Here is a 19,180-nt window from a genome sequence, read left to right as displayed (position 1 = left end):
ATAGATGTTCAGCCTATTTTACATTTTTTTTTGTACCCCCTTGACAATTTGCACTTTTTCTTAACTTGTCACAAATGCCCCCTTTATTATTGAGTCCGCGTCTACCCACATCCTGTGCGTAGACGCCGTTTCAACTGCCAAGCCCGATCGAGGGGATTTGTAACTTTGAATTATGCAGAGCGGCCCGCACTAGCCGCAGCACCCATTTGAGCCCCATCAGTCAATCCCACCAACTTAGCGCTCAACTCCCACATCCGCTCGCCTTTTTCATCATCGCGGGCCTGGGGAGAAACCTTTTGCACAAAAGACTTACCATCTTTTTTCTGGCGGTTCCCCCAACTCCAATAAGCCCCAGATTGCTTGTATTCGGGATCGGCAACCACCATCGCCAGCCTTTCCCCCGCCAACTCCTGAGACACATAACCGCCGGTGATATTCTTCTGAAACAGCGGGAACAGCTTCTGAAACAAAGGATAGTGGTTGCGGAACAGCGGCGTATCAGCAACGCATCCCGGATACAGCGAAGTGAAAGTAATCCCCGTGGATTCGTGAAAGCGGCGGTGCAATTCCCGCATCGTCAGCACGTTGCAAACTTTGCTATCTTTGTAAGCCTTGACCGGTTCAAACTTCTTGCCGTCAGCCATCGAAATCGGGTCTTTGAAACCCGCTTCAAAACCCTCAAAATTGCCCAAATCCGGGCGCGGCGGAATCTTCCCGCCCAACTCGTCTGGATTGTGAGTCACGGTTCCCAAAATCACGATTCTCGCATCGGAATAATAGGAAGGCTTCATATTTTCCATCATCAGGTTGCACAGCAGGAAATGACCCAGGTGATTGGTAGTCATCGTCAACTCGTAACCCTCCGGGCTCCGCAGCGGTTCCTTAATCAAAGGCATATAAATGGCGGCGTTGCACACCAAAGCGTCCAGAGGCCTGCCGCTGGCCTTAAATGCCCGAGCAAACCGGCGCACGCTCTCCAAATCGCCCAAGTCAATCTCCATGATGGAGAAACTGCCTTCAGGTATGCCCAACTCGCGGGCGGCGTCTCCGGCTTTCCGCACGTCCCGACAGGCCATGACTACGTGCCATCCCTTGTCTGCGAGAGCTTTCGCGCCGTACAAACCGACGCCGGAGGAAGCGCCGGTAATGATAACCGTTGATTTGTGATTTTGTGCCATCTTGTTAAAAGCGCTTCCGCTATTGATTTTTTTCAGGCACTCAAACGCTGAGCTAGCAGCTTGGATGTTTTGAAGTACCCTATGGTTATTAGGATATGGGGAAACGTTCTCGATCTCAACTGGGAGCCTCTCACTTTTGCAGCCAAGCCCCAAATTGGAGGCAGGAGACAGAAGCCAGGAGGCAGGAGACAGAAGCCAGGAGGCAGGAGGCAGAAGAAGTGTTTTTACAAATAGGAGATGCTCGCTCTCAACGGGCGATGAAAATTAAATATAGCTCCAACTCCGACTCCTATTGTGAGAAATTAACCATAAATCTTTTAGGGGCGGGTTCACCATTATCTATGATGCACATACTCGGTATTTATTGATAAACCCGCCCCAACCAACTCAACTAAGAAATAGCGGCCGATTCCTGATATCTAGGGAAATCGATATAACCTTCAGGTCCAAAAGAATACCAGACGCCGACTTCAGCAGGCGGATTGAGCGGCCAACCATTAGTAAAACGCTCTACCAAATCGGGATTGCTGATAAAATTCCGACCAAAAGCAATTAAATCGGCAACTTTGCTGCTCAGGGCCGTTTCAGCCTGTTCTTGAGTATATCCGCAGTTGCCGACGAGCGGCCCTGCAAACACATCGCGAAACTCTCCTATCATCATCGGCGTTCCCAATTCATGAAAGCCAAAAGCTAGACCGTCCACCAAGTGAAGGTAAGCTAAATCATAGGCATTTAACTGCCCTGCGAAATACAGAAAATCTTCGCGATAACTGGGAGAACCCATATCATTGTAAACACCGTTGGGAGAAAGTCTAACTCCCACTCTGTTTGCCGGAAATACTGTGATAATCGCCTCGACAATTTCCTTAAGAAAACGGTAGCGGTTTTCAACTGTGCCGCCATAGGAATCTGTGCGGTGATTGGTTTTGGTTTGCAGGAATGTGTCAATGAGATAGCCGTTGGCAGCGTGAATTTCTACACCGTCAAAACCTGCCATTTTGGCTCGTTCGGCCGCCTTGCGATAATCTTCTACAACCAGGGAGATTTCATCGGTTTCTAGAGCGCGGGGGGTTTCGTAGGGTTGTTTGCCCACAGGGGTATGAATGCCTTCTCCGTTTATTTTGATGGCAGAGGCTGCAACTGGCAATTGATTGTTTTCATGAAAACTGCTGTGGGAAGCTCGTCCGCAGTGCCAAAGCTGCATGAAAATCGGTGTTTCGCGGGCATGAACCGCAGTCACAATTTGTTTCCAAGCTTCGCCTTGCTCGTCTGAATAAATACCGGGCGTATTGAGCCAACCATTAGCTTGAGTAGAAACCACTGTGGCTTCTGTAATGATTAAACCAGCGGAGGCTCGCTGAGTGTAATACTCTGCCATTAAGGCGTTGGGCATCCGCGTTTCACCGGCTCTGGCTCTCGTTAGGGGTGCCATGACTACCCGATTTTTTAAGGGTAAATCTCCGATTTTGAAGGGACTCAGTAGGAGTGGAGAAGTTGTTTGATTGGTCATAATTTTGGTATTGTTTCAACTGAATAATCTGGGAAATCACATATAGCAACTGCCCGTGTTAGGATGCAAGGCGCAAGACATCCAAGAATCGCCAAAACGCAAGCAATCAAACTGATCAAGGTGTTTACGAATTTGACTTTTTAGCCAAGACTCTTCTTTGTTCAATTTTGTTAAACTCTGGAGAGTATGGGGGTAAATATAATAGTCTACACCCTGCTGTTTGAATCAATTCCTGAATCCGACCACTTTTATCAAATGTGAGATTATCTATGACCACCACCTGTGCTGTGACAAGTGTTGGAAGTAAACTTGTTTTTAGCCCAAGAGATGAGTAAGGAGATGGATAGCTGCGAGGTTTCAATCCCTGATAGGGTTTTAGGTTGTTTTCGGCGCACTTTTTGGGTTACGACCAACAAACCAAAAAATGGTTTCAATCCCTGATAGGGTTTTAGGTTGTTTTCGGCATGAAGAAGAACGGGAAACAGTGAAGCGGTTTCAGGTTTCAATCCCTGATAGGGTTTTAGGTTGTTTCCGGCTCAAGAAGTAAATTTGACATTTTACGCTCAACTTAATGTTTGAATCCCTGATAGGGTTTTAGGTTGTTTCCGGCTTTTGCAAGGAGCGTCCAAGCCGAGTCTCCGTCGTTTCAATCCCTGATAGGGTTTTAGGTTGTTTCCGGCACTTGCGGCATGGTGTAGATCCAATAAATTTTAAGTTTCAATCCCTGATAGGGTTTTAGGTTGTTTCCGGCGCACCATTGCATTCTGATATGAAAGGTTTGGCACGTTTCAATCCCTGATAGGGTTTTAGGTTGTTTCCGGCCGCCGCCGCAGAAGCGAAGGCAGAAGCCGATCGCAACTTTAGTTTCAATCCCTGATAGGGTTTTAGGTTGTTTCCGGCTACCCAAGAGCAAATCCGCCTCGAAAATGCCCCTAAGTTTCAATCCCTGATAGGGTTTTAGGTTGTTTCCGGCTTTTCTCGCTCGCAACGGCGGCAACTTAACAGGTTTCAATCCCTGATAGGGTTTTAAGTTGTTTCCGGCGTAATACGACGTGGCTAGAAGAATAAAAAATCTAGGTTTCAATCCCTGATAGGCTTTTAAGTTGTTTCCGGCATTAGCAGAGGACGCTGACATCGAACTCATAAAGTTTCAATCCCTGATAGGGTTTTAGGTTGTTTCCGGCCTAATGCCATTTTTCGCGCCTATGTTCAAGTAGGTTTCAATCCCGGATAGGGTTTTAGGTTGTTTCCGGCACGGCGGAAGTTTTTAGTTAGGGTGCTGACTGCTGCGTTTCAATCCCTGATAGGGTTTTAGGTTGTTTCCGGCCCAAAATTGAAGCTTTAGACGTGGTTAAAACACAAGTTTCAATGTGCGCGATCGATTCCAACAAAAACTGATCGCCCTCTGCCGCCAGTACAACCTGAAAATCCGCGATTAAATCAAAAAAAAAGCAGCCGGTAAAGGCTGCTTTGACAAATAAACCGTTGTTGAGTTAGAGGAGAAAACTTTTAAATCGAATTCAAATTACTGCTGTTTCCACTCCTGCCTGAGTTTCCACTATTTTCATCTACCGCTGACTCACCCTGCCTTCAGAACAAAACTTCAAATCCCGATTAGAATGCTGCTGAAAGTTCGTTGACTACTTTCACTCGGCCTCTGAGCACCGCCCGCAGCAAGCGGTTGACACAGCCTCTGTCTTCGTCATTCAGAGAGTCGTCGAAGGTGGCGGCCATCAAACCGTAGCGATCCGCCAGAGTCAAAACGCCTGTATCGGTTACAGAAGCGAGGATTTCAGAGATAGCGCCGGGAAGGAGTTGTACGGGGTGCATGGCAGTGCGGTTGAATTCGATATATTTATCATCTTCTGGTTTCCTCAAAAGATCGGTGATATTAATGAGGCCGCGAATGTGATTCTCTAGGGTGAAAGCAAGTGATCCGAGTAGAGTAAAGTTGTGACTAGGGTCACAGAGCCACAGGTTGCCACAGGCAATTCCATCCCGCGCCGATTTTTGGGTAGGACGTGGGGCTGACGGCATTTCGCTAAAATGATCGTTAATCCCCCAACCAGTTTAATTTTTACCCCAGTACCGAAAATGCTTGATTTTCTCAATCCCATCTTGGGCCGCAAGCCCGATCGCATCAAAGCCAATGTGGAAATCTATACTTGGCAAACCTGTCCCTACTGCATCCGCGCCAAAACTTTGCTGTGGTGGAAAGGCGTAAATTTCACGGAATACAAAATTGATGGCGACGAAGCGGCTAGAAAAGCAATGGCCGATCGCGCTAACGGACGCCGCAGCGTGCCCCAAATTTTCATTAATAAGCAACACGTAGGCGGCTGCGATGACATTCACAAACTCGATGCAGATGGAGAGTTAGATGCGCTGCTAGCTCAACCAGCAGTTTAAATTAGTGTAGGTTGGGTTTCGTTCCACCTGCTCAACCTACAAATTTACAAATCTTTGGCAAATTTACTTAGATTATCTTGCCGCCATTTAGCATCGGCGCGCCTGTCTGTTGGCAATTCTAAGACGCGAATCCCGCTATTTGGCAAAAAACTTAATTTTTGTTTGAACTGTTCCCAATCGTCTATTATCTCGTGTTCCACGCCATAAGTTGCACACAACTGAGCAAAGTTAATCTGCTGCGGCGTGGCAAAAAACTCTTCAAAGGGCGGGTCAAATTTCGCAACGGGCAACATTTCAAAAATTCCGCCACCGTTATTATTAATTAATATGATTGTCAGATGACCGACAAATTTATTTTTAATTAAAAAACCGTTCGTATCGTGCAAAAGTGTTAAATCGCCTGTTAGCATGATGCTGCTTTGATTGCGGTGAGCAACTCCCAAAGCTGTTGATAATGTGCCGTCTATGCCGTTAGCGCCGCGATTGACAAAAGGTTTTATTTCTAAGTGGTTTGGCTTCCAGAAAAACTCGACATCTCGGACGGGCATACTGTTGGCAATAAATATCGGTGTTCCAGGCGGCAAAATTTGGGAAAGCAGCCAGGAAACTTTGGGCTCGATTACGTGGTTAATTGTTGATATTTTTTGGTCTATTGTTTGTCTGACTTGGATTTCGGTGTTGCGCCAAAGTTGGAGGTATTCGTATGAGGGAGAGGTTAGAACCCCCCCTAACCCCCCCTTAATAAGGGGGGGGACAAGACTTGATTCCCCATTGGTCAGGGGGGGGATTTGATGGGAGATCTTAGTGGTAGCAGGGGCTCGATCCCCCCCTAACCCCCCCTTAATAAGGGGGGGGACAAGAGTTAATATAGTTGCGAGATTAGTTGCGAGATTTTCTACCGAGGTTCGCAGGTGAATTGTTTGACCGTGTAGGGGATCGAAATTGTGGTGGGTGGGGTCGATTATGTAGCGTTTTGGTTTGGTTTTGTCTAGCCAGTTTCGCAGTTCTTTGCTTGTGGGTAAGTCTCCGATTTGAATGGCGATTTCTGGGGTTAATTTATCTGCTAGTTCGCGGTTTCGCAGGATTAAATCGTAGGTGGAAATTAGATAATGATTGAGTTGGGCGTAGTTTCTGACTGGGGATAGTCCTTCTGCTAAAACAGGCCAGTTTAAGGATTTGGAAATTTGGGCGATCGCACTACAGTATTTTTCGGCAAATTCAGGCTGTGCAACGCCTGCAATAATAATCCCTTTGCTGCACTTTTGCCACTGTTGCATGGTACTTTCTTCTCCCCCCCTTAACAAGGGGGGGCTGGGGGGGGTAGAGCTTTCTCCCGCGAAAATTGGTTCTAATCCTGCAAAGAAATCTTCGGGATTAAATTTTGTTTCTAAAGCTTCTACGGCTATGTCTGGAACGGGTATAAGCGGGTCGCGAAACGGGATGTTGAGGTGGACGGGGCCCGGTGTTGGAAATTGCGATCGCTCCCAAGCATACACGATCGTCTGCCGCAGATAGTCTAGCATTCCTGTGGACGCAGAAGGTATCGCTAATTCGGCTTGCCAGTTCGGATAATTGCCGTATAGTTTCACTTGGTCGATCGCTTGTCCGGCGTGACAGTCCCGCAATTCAGGAGGCCGATCGGCGGTGAATATTAGCAGCGGAATTCGACTTTCTCTGGCTTCAATTATCGCCGGATAAAAGTTCGCGGCGGCGGTTCCCGATGTGCAAATTAGTGCGGTTGGCAAATAGGATTTTTTGGCAATTCCTAATGCAAAAAAACTCGCTGAACGTTCGTCGAGTATGGGAATAGTTTCTATTTTTTTGTTTTGAGCAAAGGCTATTGTTAGCGGTGCCGATCGCGAACCGGGACAAATCACGGCGGTAGTTAATCCCAACCGCTGCAAAGTTTCTGCTAATACGGAAGCCCAGACGGTATTTGTGTTGCGAAAATCTATTGGCATTGCTAAACCTGAGTAGCTCAACTCTGTATTGTGCTAGGATATTATACTCAAATAATTGTCAGGATACATTTTTATGATTCTTGAGGCGGTTGTGCTTAATGTCAAATCTGGCTGTGAGGGTGATTTTGAGATAGCTTTTAGAGAAGCCTCCAGTCTGATATCGTCTATAGATGGATATTTATCTCACGAACTTCATCGCTGCACAGAAGTTCAAGGAAAATATCTATTATTGGTAAAATGGGAAAATATAGAAGCTCATACAATTAGATTTAGGAATTCCGCTGAATATCAAGAGTGGAAAAGAATGCTTCACCATTTTTACGATCCTTTTCCCATAGTAGAACATTTTGAGGAGGTGAAAATTAAACATTAACACAGACTCAATCAATTAACTTGACAACTCTAGCTCCTGCAAATTAGCTTAATTATTAGACTAAAGCATTTAAAAGTGGTTGTAATTTGAGCTGAATTTCTGCTAGTTCTTTCTCTGGTTCCGAACCCGCCACAATACCAGCACCAGCATAAAGTATAGCCCGATCGCCATCGATTAAAGCCGATCGAATGCCGACGGCAAATTCGCCGTTGCCGGCGCGATCGATCCAGCCGAGGGGTGCTGCGTACAAAGAGCGATCGCAGCTTTCGCAGCGGCGAATTTGTTCGAGGGCAACATCTCTCGGCACGCCCGCTACCGCTGGGGTTGGATGCAGTTGAGCTAAAATCTTTAATAAATGAATATCAGGGGGAATTTGAGCTGTTATAGGTGTCCACAAATGCTGAATGTTTGATAGTTGCAGCAGTCTGGGCACTGGGGAAAATTTGGGGGTTATGCCGAGTTTAGACAGGCGATCGACAATAAAGTCAATCACAACTTGATGTTCGCGAATATCCTTCTCACTCTCTAGCAATCCTTGGGCTAATTTCGCATCTCCCGCCTCAGTTTTTCCTCTCGGTGCCGAACCTGCTAAAGCATCTGTTAATAACTGATTGTTGTGAATGCTAATTAAGCGTTCTGGACTAGCACCGATAAAATTTTGTCCTTTCCCGTTACTGGTTGAAAATACATAGCAATCTGGATAGCTGAGGCGCAAGTTGTTTAATGAATCTATTAAACTGAAAGGGGTTTCAGAAATCACATTGATTGCTTGGGATAAAACTATTTTACTAAAATATTTAGAGGCGATCAATTCTAAAGCAGACTTGACTGATGTTTTAAATTGACTAGCATCATTGACGGGGATTTGTTTCAAAGATATCGAACTGTCGATCGCAGTTGTTAGTTTATGGTATTTGCGAGATTCAATTTTATCAAAGGTTTGCCAAATATTCTCAGCAATGTTTTTAACGTTTCGATCTTTTTCTATGATGGCATTTGCGACGAGAATGCAGCTATCTTTCTGTCGGGTAATCTGCCATTTGGGTAAAAATATGGTGGCGGGCGGAAAGTAAGAATTAGCAGCAATGTTCTCATCAAAAAAAGCAAAGCTACAAAAAAAGTGAGGCCCGCTAAATGGCAAGCGTTCCGCACCAATGGTAATTGTATTGGCAACTGTTGAACGAATAAAGTTTTGAGCTGCCACAAATCGATCGGTTCCTGCTACGGTGAGATGGATTGCCGAATCAAGGGCGGCAATTGCAAAACTTTTGCCGGCAATGGGGTCTCTTTTTTCAAAGTAAAAGTGCCGCTGACAAGGTTCGGAAATCTCTTGCAGTACAGCTAGCGGATCGAGGGGATAAATTTCCTGAGAAATACTAACTATTTTTGTGCGATCTTTTTCGGTTAAAGACTGCTGGCAATTTAACAGAAACTGATGCAGTTGATTGCGGTCTTGCAAGAGATTAGCGCGGTGCGGTATTACTGTCATGAAAGCGAGAATAGCAGATTTGTCAGATAGAGTGTGGGTTTGTCCGGCTAAAACCCCTATTTCGATCTAAGCACGGGAGGGCGATCGCAAAACACGACCTTTTGAGTTTCCCTCCCTGTTTGGGCTCTGTTGGGGAAAAAAACCGACCGTCGGGCGATCGAGCGAAACATTTAGACACAAAACTTTAAGATCGATCGGCTAAATTTCCCAAAAGTCATCGACCCCCGCAGAGGTTTACAGACGGGCTACGTGCGCTGTTTGAGTACCGCCACAGCCTCTGTGTGGATGTCTGCCGCGCACTCAACCCGATCGAGAGTAGACTTTGTTCACCAATAAAATTGTAAAATTACTACGCTGCTATCAATTGAATCAAGTTTGTGTGATGACAACAAAGTTAATTGAACGTTCAAATAGTAAATTGTGGCTGGCGGCAATCAAGCCGCCCATGTACAGCGTTGCGGTGATTCCTATTTCAGTAGGAACTGCAATTGCTTTTGCCGAAACTCAAACGATTAATTCGTCAATTTTTTCGACATTTTTAATGTCAGCCATTTTGATTATAGCATGGTTGAATCTCAGCAATGATGTATTTGACTCAGAAACAGGCATCGATAAAAACAAAGCGCATTCTCTAGTTAACTTAACCGGAAATAAAACTTTAATTTTCGGGCTAGCCAATCTGTTTCTAGCAGTTGGAGTGTCGGGAATTTGCGCCATAAGCTGGTGGCAAAAAGACCCAACAGTAATTTTGCTGGTAGTTTTGTGCTGTGCTCTCGGCTACACTTATCAAGGGCCTCCGTTTCGTCTTGGCTATCAGGGTTTGGGGGAAATTATTTGCTTTTTCACCTTCGGGCCGCTAGCCTTTGCCGCTGCTTATTACAGTCAAACTCAAACTTGGTCTGCAACTAATTTAGCGGCTTCGGCAATCGTGGGAATTACAACGAGTATCATTTTATTTTGTTCCCATTTTCACCAAGTTGAGGACGATTTGGCGGCGGGTAAAAAATCCCCAATTGTTCGACTCGGTACGAAAAAAGGTGCCCAGTTGTTGCAGTGGTTGTGCGGCAGCATTTATGTTTTGAGTGTGGTATTTGTGGCTTTGGGAATGTTCCCAATTTGGACGCTGTTGATTTTTGGGAGTTTACCATTTGCGATCGACCTTTGCCGCCATGTCACAGACTATCACAACCAACCGGTAAAGGTCAGCAACTCTAAGTTTATCGCAGTTACGCTGCATTTTTCGAGCGGACTGCTGCTGGCGTTGGGGTTTGCTTTGTAGAGCCGGCGATCGAGAATTCCGGTAAAATTGAGGTATGGTTTGCTAAGTTGAGGGAGTTCGTGGAGTTGGCAGAGTTGGGCGACTTCTCAAAATCTTCTTTAATTCAGCAATTCGTACCTCACATTGAATCGTAGAATTGTCTATGAACAAATTTAATAATTATAACTTTCACTATTCCTTAACTGGCAACAAGAATCAGCCGACACTTTTATTTTTGCATGGATTCACGGGCAGCAGTCAAGACTTTAGCAGGGTCATTCCCTTACTTTCTAACAGTTATTGCTGCTTAGCAGTTGACCTTCCCGGTCACGGAAAAACCAGAGTAATCGGCGACGAAAGTTGCTACAATATGTCAACTACTGCCCAAGCATTAATCGAGTTATTAGATGATTTACAAATAGATAAATGTTTGTTGTTGGGCTATTCAATGGGCGGGCGGTTGGCACTTTACATGGCATTACATTTTCCAGAAAGATTCGAGAAAGTAGTGTTAGAGTCAGCTTCGCCAGGATTGAAAACCGAAAAAGAGCGATCGCACCGCCTGGAAGCCGATTTACAGCTAGCACAAAAGCTGGAAAATAGCAACATTAAAGATTTTTTATTCAACTGGTACGATCGCCCTTTATTCAAATCTTTAAAAAACTCTCCCAACTTCGACAAACTCATAGAAACCCGCTTAGCAAACAATCCCTTAGAGTTAGCCAAATCTCTCCGCAATATGGGAACCGGCAACCAGCCCTCTCTCTGGGAAAAACTCGCACAAAATCACATCCCCATCCTCTTGCTAGCGGGAGAATATGATGATAAATTTACAATTATAAATACCGAAATTGCCAAATTGTGTCCGGTCGCCATTCTGGAAATTGTACCAAAAGCTGGTCACAATATCCATTTTGAAAATATTGATAATTTTGGATCAGTTGTGAGACAATTTTATGATTAACTAAAAAACTAATGTTTCATCAATTCGAGTTTCGCACTTATCAGCGAAAATTTAAGCGTCCCTTGCAAACAAGTCACGGCATCTGGGATGTTCGATCGGGAATTATCCTGCGACTTGTGGGCGAAAATAATCAAATTGGTTGGGGAGAGATTGCCCCTTTGAGTTGGTTTGGTTCCGAAAGTTTTGAGCAAGCTTTAGATTTTTGTAAATCGCTGGCGACTAATATTTCAGAAGAGGCGATTTTCTCTATTTCTGCTGAATTGCCTGCTTGTCAATTTGGCTTTGAGTCAGCACTATCAAACTCTAGATTCCCCCTAACCCCTCTTAATAAGGGGGGGACAAGAAATATTCTCAAAGTCCCCCTTATTAAGGGGGATTTAGGGGGATCTAGACTTCGCCTAAAATCGAGATTGATTGCGGCTTCACTCTTAAGCAGTCACCAATCGAGAGAGGTTGGGAATGAGGAAGAAAAAAATCGGTTCAGCGGTTTATTGCCAGCAGGTGAAACAGCTTTGCAGGCTTTGCAAGTGCTTTGGTTAGAGGGATATCGGACGTTTAAATGGAAAATTGGTGTTGCTGCAATTGAGGAAGAATTACAGATTTTTCAGCAGCTAGTGCAAGCAATGCACAATTTGTGCGATCGCGAAAAAGCATTTTTGCGCTTAGATGCCAACGGGGGACTCTGTTACTCGCAGGCTAAAACATGGCTGGAAGCTTGCGACAAGGTAAAAGCAACTCCCGATTTTTCTGCAGACATTGAATTTTTGGAACAGCCGCTGCCCGTAACACAGTTTCAGGAAATGGTAGAATTGAATGCTATTTATGCAACTCCGATCGCCCTTGATGAATCTGCAGCCAACCTCGATCGCATCCAAGAGTGCTACAGCCAAGGCTGGCGGGGCATTTTCGTCATTAAACCTGCGATATGCGGTTCTCCATCCCAACTGCGAAAATTTTGTCAAACTCACAATATAGACGCTGTTTTCTCATCAGTATTTGAAACCCAAATCGGCAGACAAGCAGCATTAAATTTAGCAACAGAATTGTCTTTTAATAAGAGAGCATTAGGCTTCGGAACTGATTGCTGGTTCGACGACAATGATTCGATTTTAGATTTTAGATTTTAGATTTTAGATTAGTCCCACGACTAAATCCAGCGGGTTAAGTAATTGTTTTGAATCGAAAAACTTGGTGAAAGCATCTATGGCAACAAATCTCACAGTAAATATTCGGGATCTCGCGGCTGGCTTGCCCGATAATTGGCTCATCGGTTGTGACAGCGGCGAATTTGCCCGAATTGTCGATCGGCTATTTCAAGAAATCACCCAAAATCCCGCACAGAAAACACCGCCAAAAATTTGCCTTGCACAACCAGAACCAGTGCAATTTCTGGCGAGTTTCACCGCCGCCCGCGCCGCCAAATGCCCGATTTTTCTCTGCAATCCCAACTGGGTAAAACCAGAATGGCAACAAGTCTTTGATTTAGTCCAACCCGACATATTTTTAGGACAATACCCGCTTCCCAAAAATCCCCCTATCCCAGTCCGCGAAGGCGGGCTTCGTTTGTATAGCCGCGAATTCCATTCGCCGACTAAAAACGGTTTTGATAGGATCATGATTCCCACTGGTGGTTCTTCAGGAAAAATCCGTTTTGCCATCCACACTTGGGAAACATTAACCGCATCAGTACAAGGTTTTCAACAATATTTTAAAGTTGACAAAATCAACTCGTTCTGCGTTTTGCCATTATACCACGTCAGCGGTTTAATGCAATTCATGCGTTCCTTTACTACCGGAGGCAAACTAGCCATTCAGCCATTTAAAGAATTAGAAAATGGTAAAAAAAGCAATATCCAACCCGAAGAATTTTTCATTTCTTTAGTTCCAACTCAACTGCAACGGCTGCTGCAAAACCCAGATACAGCTAATTGGCTTGGACGGTTTCGTGCTGTACTTTTGGGCGGTGCTCCCGCTTGGTCGGAACTTTTAGAAACAGCTAGAAACTATCAAATCAAGTTAGCACCCAGTTATGGCATGACCGAAACTGCCTCGCAAATTGCTACACTAAAACCCGAAGATTTTCTCGCGGGCAATAGCAGTTCCGGTCAAACTTTACCGCACGCTAAAATAACTATTCGCAGTGCCAATGGCGATATTTTGTGCGATAATCAAATCGGAAATATTGTGGTCAATGCTAAATCTTTGGCGTTGGGTTATTATCCTGAACAATTTGGCGATAGCGAATATTTCCAATTAGACGATTTGGGGTTTTTTGATAAAAATAACTACTTAAATATCGTCGGACGCAGCAGCGACAAAATTATCACAGGCGGAGAAAATGTATTTCCGGCGGAAGTTGAAGCCGTTGTGCGATCGACTAATTTAGTTGCGGATATTGCTGTAATTGGCTTGCCAGACAAAGATTGGGGTCAAGTCGTTACGGCTATCTACGTTCCCGCTAAGTCCGAAGTTACTGTCAAAAATCTGCAAGCGGCAATAGAAGATAAGTTGAGCAAATTTAAGCGACCGAAATATTGGGTAATAGTCGAACAATTGCCGCGCAATTCTCAAGGCAAAGTTAATCGAGAACAATTGCAAAAAATTGCGATCGAATGTCAATTTATGTAGGTGCGCATTGCGCACCTTATCGCTATTTGACCTAAATTACGACAAACCTAACAGCCTTCTCGTCCTCTCTGCTTCTTGTCTTTGAAAATCCACAAACTTCAACATTCGGTAAAGTACCTCTATTTGGGGCAACTTAATACCTGCTTGCTGCGCCACCCGTATCGGATTACCAAAAATCGCCTCAACTTCCAGGGGCCGCGATTCATCATAATCGATTTTCATGCTGGTGCGGTAAGGCTTCATTTTCTCAGTGTATTCGAGCATATGTGGGATAAAGTCATCGGGAATAATGCGATCGCAACTTTTGGCTCCCGCTACCACTTCCCCCATCATTTCCTTGACTAAAATCAGAGTATCAGGATTAGCCATCAGTTCGTCAGTCCTGGCATCCAACACTACAGACAGCCCGTTATAAGGAATATTCCAAACTAGCTTTTTCCACCTTGATAATAGCAAATCTTCGCTCATTTTAATAGGAATATGAGCACGTTTAAAGTCCGCAGCAATTTTGTGCAATCTATCAGTAATACCGATTGCTTTGTAGTCCTGGGCATATTCTCCGAGTGTGACAGTGCCGTAATCTAGGTGGCAGATATGACCGGGCCCAACTTTATAAGAACAGAGAAAACACAGCCCGCCAAGCACTCGGTCTGCACCGACAATTTTAGCTACTTCCGGTTCGGCATTCAATCCGTTTTGCAATACTAAAACCGCGCCGTTATCCTTTAATAAAGGAGGCAATATTTTTGGCAACAAGTGATTTTGAGTGGTTTTCAGCGCTACAATTACTACGTCGCACTGAGGCATTTTGTGCGCGTCGTGGTAGGCGCGGACGTGGGGGAGGGTGAAGTCGCCTTCGGGAGAATCGACAATCAAACCGTGTTTTTTGACCCGATCGTAATCGCTGCGCAGCAAAAAATTGACTTCTAAACCTGCTTGTTGGAGTCTAGCACCGTAGAATCCGCCTAAAGCTCCCGTGCCCACAATGGCATAATTGCGATTTGACATAATATCAAAAAGTCAGGAATAATATCAACTAAACAGAAATTTGACTGTCATACCCTGCTATTATTTAAAGATAGAACTAATCGGAAATCTGAATCTCAAATTTCCTCATCCACTGCATTAAGTCTTCAGATAGCTGTTTTCGAGTTCGGCTAACTACATTTATGCAGACGTGCTTAGTAAGAGCTTTTGCTGCGCTTCTTCCTGCAACTTCGCCAGAAAATACTTGATAGACAATTTCAAATTCATCGCCAGCAACTTGTTTGGGGGTCAATTGAATCGTCAGCCGATCGCCCGCAAACATTGGGCGATAAAAATCTACACTAGCATGAATTATGGGAAAGGCAACCTCGGAATTGCTGAAAAATGCTTTGAGATTGATTCCCGATGCTGCTAGAGATGCCTCGTAAGCTTCGTGGCACATCGCCAAAACGTTAGCAAAGTAAACGACTCCAGCAGCATCGGTATCTTGAAAGTGAACAGTGCGGGTGTAAGTGAAAGGCATTTGAGGTAGTAACGGGCGATTGCAAATTAGATCGCAATTTTACCAACCATCATATCGGTAAACCCGCACTTTGGGAGAAGTTATCACCTAAGTAAGTAGGCGCTAATTTTTTATATTGTAAAATTCGCCCTTCTCACTCCTTCCCCTTCTTTCTTAACCTTTGTTCTTAATCAACATCACGTCTATAATCTTGAGGGCAATATCTTCGGAAAGCCCCAAGGCACTGTAAAGATCGTTCAAAAGTTGTTCTTCTTCTTCTGAAACCTCGCCATCGGCTAAAGCGATATCAGTTGTGACAGCAAAAACAGTTTCTTTAAGTTCGTCGGGAAGCGTTGCCAAAGCTGCATTAAACAGTACCTCAACTCCTTGCCGTTGCAGAATCATCAGCAGGCGATCGAGCATTTTTCTCATCACGTCATCGGGATAACTGCGGAACAGTTGCATCCGAGATAGAGTCATGCTAATCGCTTTACTTTCGCTGTCATTGATGTAACCGTCGGCTGCTACGGCAATTAGCGCGATCGCCGCAAATGCTTCGGCCGGCCCTAACGTTACGTCCGTTTCTTGGCGAGTCTGCGATACTTTATCAAATAAACCCATGATATTTTCCTCGTTATTTAGTGGTCAATTTAGGGAGTCAGGATGGGTTCTGGCTCAGGAGGTTTCTTTGGGGATTTTGATAATTATATCAAATTTTGTTAGTTAGTTGTTATCAATAAAATTATGAAAAAATTAAGAATTTTTATTTCGCCCTTGGGTGCTGTAAGGGCGGGTTGATTCCTATCCAGAATTGCCTTCCCATATATCGGCTAAAACAGGCATTTTGCACCCTTGTAAGCAACAGGCAAGATGCCTGTTCCACAAAGAGTGAATTTTTTTATGAACAGGCATCTTGCCTGTTCATAAAAAAATTATTGAGAAGGATGTAACATCTCAGTTAAAACCCGCCTTCCCAGCGCAGACCATCTATTTGTCAAAAAGGGCTAAATCTGCTTTCAGGAAATCAACAAACTGCCGCGCAGTCCTGCCCGATCGCCCGTTGCGACGAGTTGCCCATTCTTTAGCGCGGTGCTCCAAATCCTCAGCAGCGAGTTTGATTCCAGCAAGTTTTGCCAGATGTCGGACAATTGTTAAATAAGTGTTTTGATCTGCCGGTTCAAAAGTTAAAGTCAAGCCAAATCGATCGCTAAAGGAAAGTTTTTCCTGCACCGTATCCCAAGCGTGAACTTCGTCTCCATCGCGGGGGCGAGGCCTGTCGTCAAAAAACTCTCGAATTAAATGCCTGCGGTTAGATGTTGCGTAAACTACCACATTTTGAGAGCGAGCAGTGACATTTCCTTCCAAAACAACTTTCAGAGCTTTAAAAGCATCATCATCTTCTTCAAAGGAAAGGTCGTCTACAAAAATGATAAACTTTTGAGGAACTCCCCGCAACTGCTCGACAATTAGCGGTAAATCTTGCAAATCTGATTTAGATACTTCAATCAAGCGCAGATTGCGAGATCCAAATTCATTTAACAGCGACTTCACCAAAGAAGACTTGCCCGAACCCCGGCTCCCGTACAGCAAGACGTGCAAAGCCGGATAACCTGCCAACAAAAACTCCGTATTTTTCACCAGAGCATCCCGCTGCCAATCGCAGCAAACCAACTCTTTTAAAGTTATGCGATCGGGATGCGAAATACTCGCAAACTGCCCTCTCCGCCACGCAAAAGCGCGATATTCGGCAAACAAACCCGTGCCAAACTGTCGGTAATAAACTGCCAAAGATTCCGCCGCGCTCGACCATTTTTCTAGTTGCCCGTGCAGCGGCAAATTTCCCGGTTCTGCTACAGTTTCTGAATGCCAAATCGGAGGCACTGCGTCAAGTTGACCCGCTACCCGAACCCACTTGCTCAACTGTTCGCTGCTGCATTCGTAAATATTTTGCAGCACTTGTAAATCATGTCTGGCGGCCTCCACCAACGCGGGGGGCAAACTTGCAAAATCTGTTTGCTGTGCTCGCCGTGAAAAGGGGTTTTCGTCTTTGAGAATTTCGGAAATCAGAGAATCTTTCCAGCTCAGATTTTTAGCAGCCTGAACTTTGAACCAGTTCCCGTAAGCTACCTGACATTCCAAACCGCTGACTTCGCTGTGGTGGAGGGCTTGCAGCAAATCCAGAAAAGCTTGACCTGCGGGGCTTTTGAGAACTGACTGATACAGCAGCAGGGATGCTGCTTGGCGCTGGAGGTAACGAATTTGGGCGATCGCAGCAGAAGTTAGGGCTGACATAATGGCAATTGTATAACAGTTACATATCCTGACTGGCTTTAATAAATTTTCTAACAATTCGTGACACTAATTGCAGGCCGCGCTGTATAAATTTAGATGCAAAGAGTCAATTCAGGAGGATTAAAAATGAATTTAGGTACAGCAGCGGCGATCGGCTACGGCATTTTAACACTGGTTGGCGGCATCATGGGTTATATCAAGGCCAAAAGCCAAGCCTCGCTCATTTCGGGCTTGATTAGCGGTTCGCTGCTAATTTTTGCCGGCACCGCCCAGCTTATGGGACAAAGTTGGGGTTTAACATTAGCAGCAGCCATCTCCGCTGTTTTAGTAATAGTCTTTATTGTGCGCCTGGTTAAAACTCAAAAATTCATGCCGGCAGGAATGCTAATTTTAGCTAGCTTAGCGTCTTTGGGCGCGATCGTTTACGAACTCAGCGGTCAATATCAATAATCAGTTGACTGTTGATTATTGACTGTTTTTAGTGGTCAGTGGTTATTTGTTAATTGTTAGTTGTTCGTTCTAATAACCAATAACCAATAACTACTAACCAATAACCAATAACCAGTGACCAATAACTAATGACTAATGACCAATAACTAATGACTAATAACTGCATCAATATACTGCTGGACTTCCCTGAGTTGCTGCCGCTGCCATTCGATCCAATCTTTTTCCGCCGCTCGCTGTTGGGCTGTCTCTTGCTGATAACGCGCCTGCTTCTCTAAAAAATTATTGTAGAACTTCATCGCTTTTTCTACTGTTTCAATAGCCAGTTTTATACGCTCTTCAAAAATCTCTAAAATCAACTTATCCATGATTGAGCCAAGCACTTTACAAGACTCTTCAAAATCGACCAAACTGATTTCCATCTTGCTTTTATGAACCAAAGTATCTACAGTATCTTTCAGTATTTCTCTAAAACTCTTCATATAAGAATCCGGCAAATATTTCAGTGGCTCCGTAAACTTCGATAGAATCTCCCCGCCTATTGATTGGAGACGCTCTCTAAATTTCAACTGACTGTTTAGGTCGAAGCATTCAATACAAACTTCAATTTTTTCTATATCAATAGATTGTAATTCTTTAAAAATTAAACTTAGTTCATGCTCCATAATTAAACTCACTCGCTCGATCTGGGAATCAACCTCATTCCGCAACTCTTTGTGCAAATTATCTTTTTCAAAAAAACCAATAGTATCTCTCTGAAATACTTGAGGGCTTTTATCCCACAAAAACCACTGAGTTTTTAACTTGGTCGCCTTGTCGCTCCAAGATTTGCGAACTTTAGCAACAGCATCATATTTGCCTTGTTTTCCTAAACTGCGAATTCTCACATCGCATCCGCTTAGTTCGCCCATTTGCTCCCAGACATCAACAGCAGATGCTCCAGCAATTCTCGGCTTACTATTCCAGACATCCTCAGCCTGAGATACATCTTTGAAACATACCTGAAGTAAGCTCTTGAGTCTGAGGGCAGATTGCTTAATTTCCTCAATACAAGGTTCCACATCTAAGCTGAGTTGGGTAGCTGACTGTTTAATCTCCACGGATTGATATTCGTTTGCCAACAATCGATCGCTAAACTGGGTAATAGCCTGGAATACCTTGAGATACTCATTCATTTCCTTT

18 protein-coding genes and 1 CRISPR repeat array are annotated in these 19,180 nt (G+C 44.5%); of the genes, 7 read left to right on the top strand and 11 right to left on the bottom strand.

What is annotated here, in order from left to right:
* Window positions 1-170: 170 nt before the first annotated feature.
* From QUA23_RS10020 to QUA23_RS10005, 4 genes are all read right to left on the bottom strand, one after another.
* A complete protein-coding gene (locus QUA23_RS10020) occupies window positions 171-1,178 on the bottom strand; it encodes a protochlorophyllide reductase (protein ID WP_333061150.1) in 1,008 nt (335 codons plus the stop codon).
* A 391-nt stretch (window positions 1,179-1,569) separates the two neighbouring features.
* Window positions 1,570-2,688 (bottom strand): alkene reductase, encoded by a 1,119-nt coding sequence (locus tag QUA23_RS10015; protein ID WP_333075495.1) that lies wholly within the window; start codon window positions 2,686-2,688, stop codon window positions 1,570-1,572.
* Window positions 2,689-2,812: 124 nt separating this feature from the next.
* On the bottom strand, window positions 2,813-2,965 hold the full coding sequence (locus QUA23_RS10010; RefSeq protein ID WP_445242219.1) for a transposase: 153 nt from the start codon (window positions 2,963-2,965) through the stop codon (window positions 2,813-2,815).
* 77 nt (window positions 2,966-3,042) lie between these two features.
* Window positions 3,043-4,015: direct repeats of the CRISPR family, unit length 37 nt; unit sequence GTTTCAATCCCTGATAGGGTTTTAGGTTGTTTCCGGC.
* 287 nt (window positions 4,016-4,302) lie between these two features.
* A complete protein-coding gene (locus QUA23_RS10005) occupies window positions 4,303-4,518 on the bottom strand; it encodes a hypothetical protein (protein ID WP_190731630.1) in 216 nt (71 codons plus the stop codon).
* 264 nt (window positions 4,519-4,782) lie between these two features.
* Here QUA23_RS10005 and grxC point away from each other — a divergent pair, with 264 nt between their 5' ends.
* A complete protein-coding gene (grxC, locus tag QUA23_RS10000; RefSeq protein ID WP_333075604.1) occupies window positions 4,783-5,097 on the top strand; it encodes a glutaredoxin 3 in 315 nt (104 codons plus the stop codon).
* A 44-nt stretch (window positions 5,098-5,141) separates the two neighbouring features.
* Here the strand turns inward: grxC and menD are convergent, their stop codons facing one another.
* A complete protein-coding gene (menD, locus tag QUA23_RS09995; RefSeq protein WP_333075497.1) occupies window positions 5,142-7,058 on the bottom strand; it encodes a 2-succinyl-5-enolpyruvyl-6-hydroxy-3-cyclohexene-1-carboxylic-acid synthase in 1,917 nt (638 codons plus the stop codon).
* A gap of 73 nt (window positions 7,059-7,131) precedes the next feature.
* On the opposite strand from menD, the gene QUA23_RS09990 reads away from it, so the two are divergent.
* Window positions 7,132-7,431: an antibiotic biosynthesis monooxygenase gene (locus tag QUA23_RS09990; RefSeq protein WP_333075498.1), complete on the top strand. Its 300-nt coding sequence runs from the start codon at window positions 7,132-7,134 to the stop codon at window positions 7,429-7,431.
* 55 nt (window positions 7,432-7,486) lie between these two features.
* Here QUA23_RS09990 and QUA23_RS09985 read toward each other — a convergent pair whose 3' ends face one another.
* Window positions 7,487-8,920, bottom strand: a complete 1,434-nt coding sequence (locus QUA23_RS09985; RefSeq protein ID WP_333075500.1) for an isochorismate synthase — start codon at window positions 8,918-8,920, stop codon at window positions 7,487-7,489.
* Between the two features lie 382 nt (window positions 8,921-9,302).
* Between QUA23_RS09985 and menA the strand changes: the two genes are divergently transcribed.
* From menA to QUA23_RS09965, 4 genes are all read left to right on the top strand, one after another.
* Entirely contained in the window at window positions 9,303-10,199 is an 897-nt protein-coding gene (gene menA, locus QUA23_RS09980; protein ID WP_333075502.1) for a 2-carboxy-1,4-naphthoquinone phytyltransferase, read from the top strand.
* A gap of 142 nt (window positions 10,200-10,341) precedes the next feature.
* Window positions 10,342-11,142 carry a 2-succinyl-6-hydroxy-2,4-cyclohexadiene-1-carboxylate synthase gene (gene menH, locus QUA23_RS09975; protein ID WP_333075503.1) on the top strand — a complete coding sequence of 267 codons (801 nt, stop codon included), beginning with the start codon at window positions 10,342-10,344 and terminating at the stop codon, window positions 11,140-11,142.
* A gap of 11 nt (window positions 11,143-11,153) precedes the next feature.
* Window positions 11,154-12,269, top strand: a complete 1,116-nt coding sequence (locus QUA23_RS09970) for an o-succinylbenzoate synthase (RefSeq protein WP_333075504.1) — start codon at window positions 11,154-11,156, stop codon at window positions 12,267-12,269.
* 76 nt (window positions 12,270-12,345) lie between these two features.
* On the top strand, window positions 12,346-13,770 hold the full coding sequence (locus QUA23_RS09965; RefSeq protein WP_333075505.1) for a 2-succinylbenzoate--CoA ligase: 1,425 nt from the start codon (window positions 12,346-12,348) through the stop codon (window positions 13,768-13,770).
* Window positions 13,771-13,806: 36 nt separating this feature from the next.
* Here QUA23_RS09965 and QUA23_RS09960 read toward each other — a convergent pair whose 3' ends face one another.
* From QUA23_RS09960 to QUA23_RS09945, 4 genes are all read right to left on the bottom strand, one after another.
* A complete protein-coding gene (locus QUA23_RS09960) occupies window positions 13,807-14,778 on the bottom strand; it encodes a putative 2-dehydropantoate 2-reductase (RefSeq protein WP_333075506.1) in 972 nt (323 codons plus the stop codon).
* Between the two features lie 76 nt (window positions 14,779-14,854).
* Window positions 14,855-15,280 carry a thioesterase family protein gene (locus tag QUA23_RS09955; RefSeq protein WP_333075507.1) on the bottom strand — a complete coding sequence of 142 codons (426 nt, stop codon included), beginning with the start codon at window positions 15,278-15,280 and terminating at the stop codon, window positions 14,855-14,857.
* Window positions 15,281-15,433: 153 nt separating this feature from the next.
* The gene (locus QUA23_RS09950) at window positions 15,434-15,880 is read right to left on the bottom strand and encodes a tellurite resistance TerB family protein (RefSeq protein WP_190739853.1); all 447 of its coding nucleotides are present in this window, start codon (window positions 15,878-15,880) and stop codon (window positions 15,434-15,436) included.
* A 366-nt stretch (window positions 15,881-16,246) separates the two neighbouring features.
* Window positions 16,247-17,551 carry an ATP-binding protein gene (locus QUA23_RS09945; RefSeq protein WP_333075508.1) on the bottom strand — a complete coding sequence of 435 codons (1,305 nt, stop codon included), beginning with the start codon at window positions 17,549-17,551 and terminating at the stop codon, window positions 16,247-16,249.
* 126 nt (window positions 17,552-17,677) lie between these two features.
* Here QUA23_RS09945 and QUA23_RS09940 point away from each other — a divergent pair, with 126 nt between their 5' ends.
* Window positions 17,678-18,001, top strand: a complete 324-nt coding sequence (locus tag QUA23_RS09940) for a TMEM14 family protein (protein ID WP_333068784.1) — start codon at window positions 17,678-17,680, stop codon at window positions 17,999-18,001.
* A gap of 146 nt (window positions 18,002-18,147) precedes the next feature.
* Here QUA23_RS09940 and QUA23_RS09935 read toward each other — a convergent pair whose 3' ends face one another.
* Complete coding sequence (locus tag QUA23_RS09935) at window positions 18,148-19,173, bottom strand: hypothetical protein (RefSeq protein ID WP_333075510.1); 1,026 nt, start codon at window positions 19,171-19,173, stop codon at window positions 18,148-18,150.
* Window positions 19,174-19,180 lie beyond the last annotated feature (7 nt).

The sequence above is a fragment of the Microcoleus sp. Pol1C5 genome, assembly GCF_036701115.1.
In the GTDB taxonomy this organism is placed as follows: domain Bacteria; phylum Cyanobacteriota; class Cyanobacteriia; order Cyanobacteriales; family Microcoleaceae; genus Microcoleus.
The sequence above is the reverse complement of the archived record's forward strand: the minus strand, read 5'-3'. Positions and strand labels throughout refer to the sequence as shown.

Excerpts from the sequence above, each read along its gene's own strand:
- QUA23_RS10020 (WP_333061150.1), bottom strand. The coding sequence starts at position 1,178 with ATGGCACAAAATCACAAATCAACGGTTATCATTACCGGCGCTTCCTCC.
- QUA23_RS10015 (WP_333075495.1), bottom strand. The coding sequence starts at position 2,688 with ATGACCAATCAAACAACTTCTCCACTCCTACTGAGTCCCTTCAAAATC.
- QUA23_RS10005 (WP_190731630.1), bottom strand. The coding sequence starts at position 4,518 with ATGCACCCCGTACAACTCCTTCCCGGCGCTATCTCTGAAATCCTCGCT.
- grxC (WP_333075604.1), top strand. The coding sequence starts at position 4,783 with ATGCTTGATTTTCTCAATCCCATCTTGGGCCGCAAGCCCGATCGCATC.
- menD (WP_333075497.1), bottom strand. The coding sequence starts at position 7,058 with ATGCCAATAGATTTTCGCAACACAAATACCGTCTGGGCTTCCGTATTA.
- QUA23_RS09990 (WP_333075498.1), top strand. The coding sequence starts at position 7,132 with ATGATTCTTGAGGCGGTTGTGCTTAATGTCAAATCTGGCTGTGAGGGT.
- QUA23_RS09985 (WP_333075500.1), bottom strand. The coding sequence starts at position 8,920 with ATGACAGTAATACCGCACCGCGCTAATCTCTTGCAAGACCGCAATCAA.
- menA (WP_333075502.1), top strand. The coding sequence starts at position 9,303 with ATGACAACAAAGTTAATTGAACGTTCAAATAGTAAATTGTGGCTGGCG.
- menH (WP_333075503.1), top strand. The coding sequence starts at position 10,342 with ATGAACAAATTTAATAATTATAACTTTCACTATTCCTTAACTGGCAAC.
- QUA23_RS09970 (WP_333075504.1), top strand. The coding sequence starts at position 11,154 with ATGTTTCATCAATTCGAGTTTCGCACTTATCAGCGAAAATTTAAGCGT.
- QUA23_RS09965 (WP_333075505.1), top strand. The coding sequence starts at position 12,346 with ATGGCAACAAATCTCACAGTAAATATTCGGGATCTCGCGGCTGGCTTG.
- QUA23_RS09960 (WP_333075506.1), bottom strand. The coding sequence starts at position 14,778 with ATGTCAAATCGCAATTATGCCATTGTGGGCACGGGAGCTTTAGGCGGA.
- QUA23_RS09955 (WP_333075507.1), bottom strand. The coding sequence starts at position 15,280 with ATGCCTTTCACTTACACCCGCACTGTTCACTTTCAAGATACCGATGCT.
- QUA23_RS09950 (WP_190739853.1), bottom strand. The coding sequence starts at position 15,880 with ATGGGTTTATTTGATAAAGTATCGCAGACTCGCCAAGAAACGGACGTA.
- QUA23_RS09945 (WP_333075508.1), bottom strand. The coding sequence starts at position 17,551 with ATGTCAGCCCTAACTTCTGCTGCGATCGCCCAAATTCGTTACCTCCAG.
- QUA23_RS09940 (WP_333068784.1), top strand. The coding sequence starts at position 17,678 with ATGAATTTAGGTACAGCAGCGGCGATCGGCTACGGCATTTTAACACTG.
- QUA23_RS09935 (WP_333075510.1), bottom strand. The coding sequence starts at position 19,173 with ATGAATGAGTATCTCAAGGTATTCCAGGCTATTACCCAGTTTAGCGAT.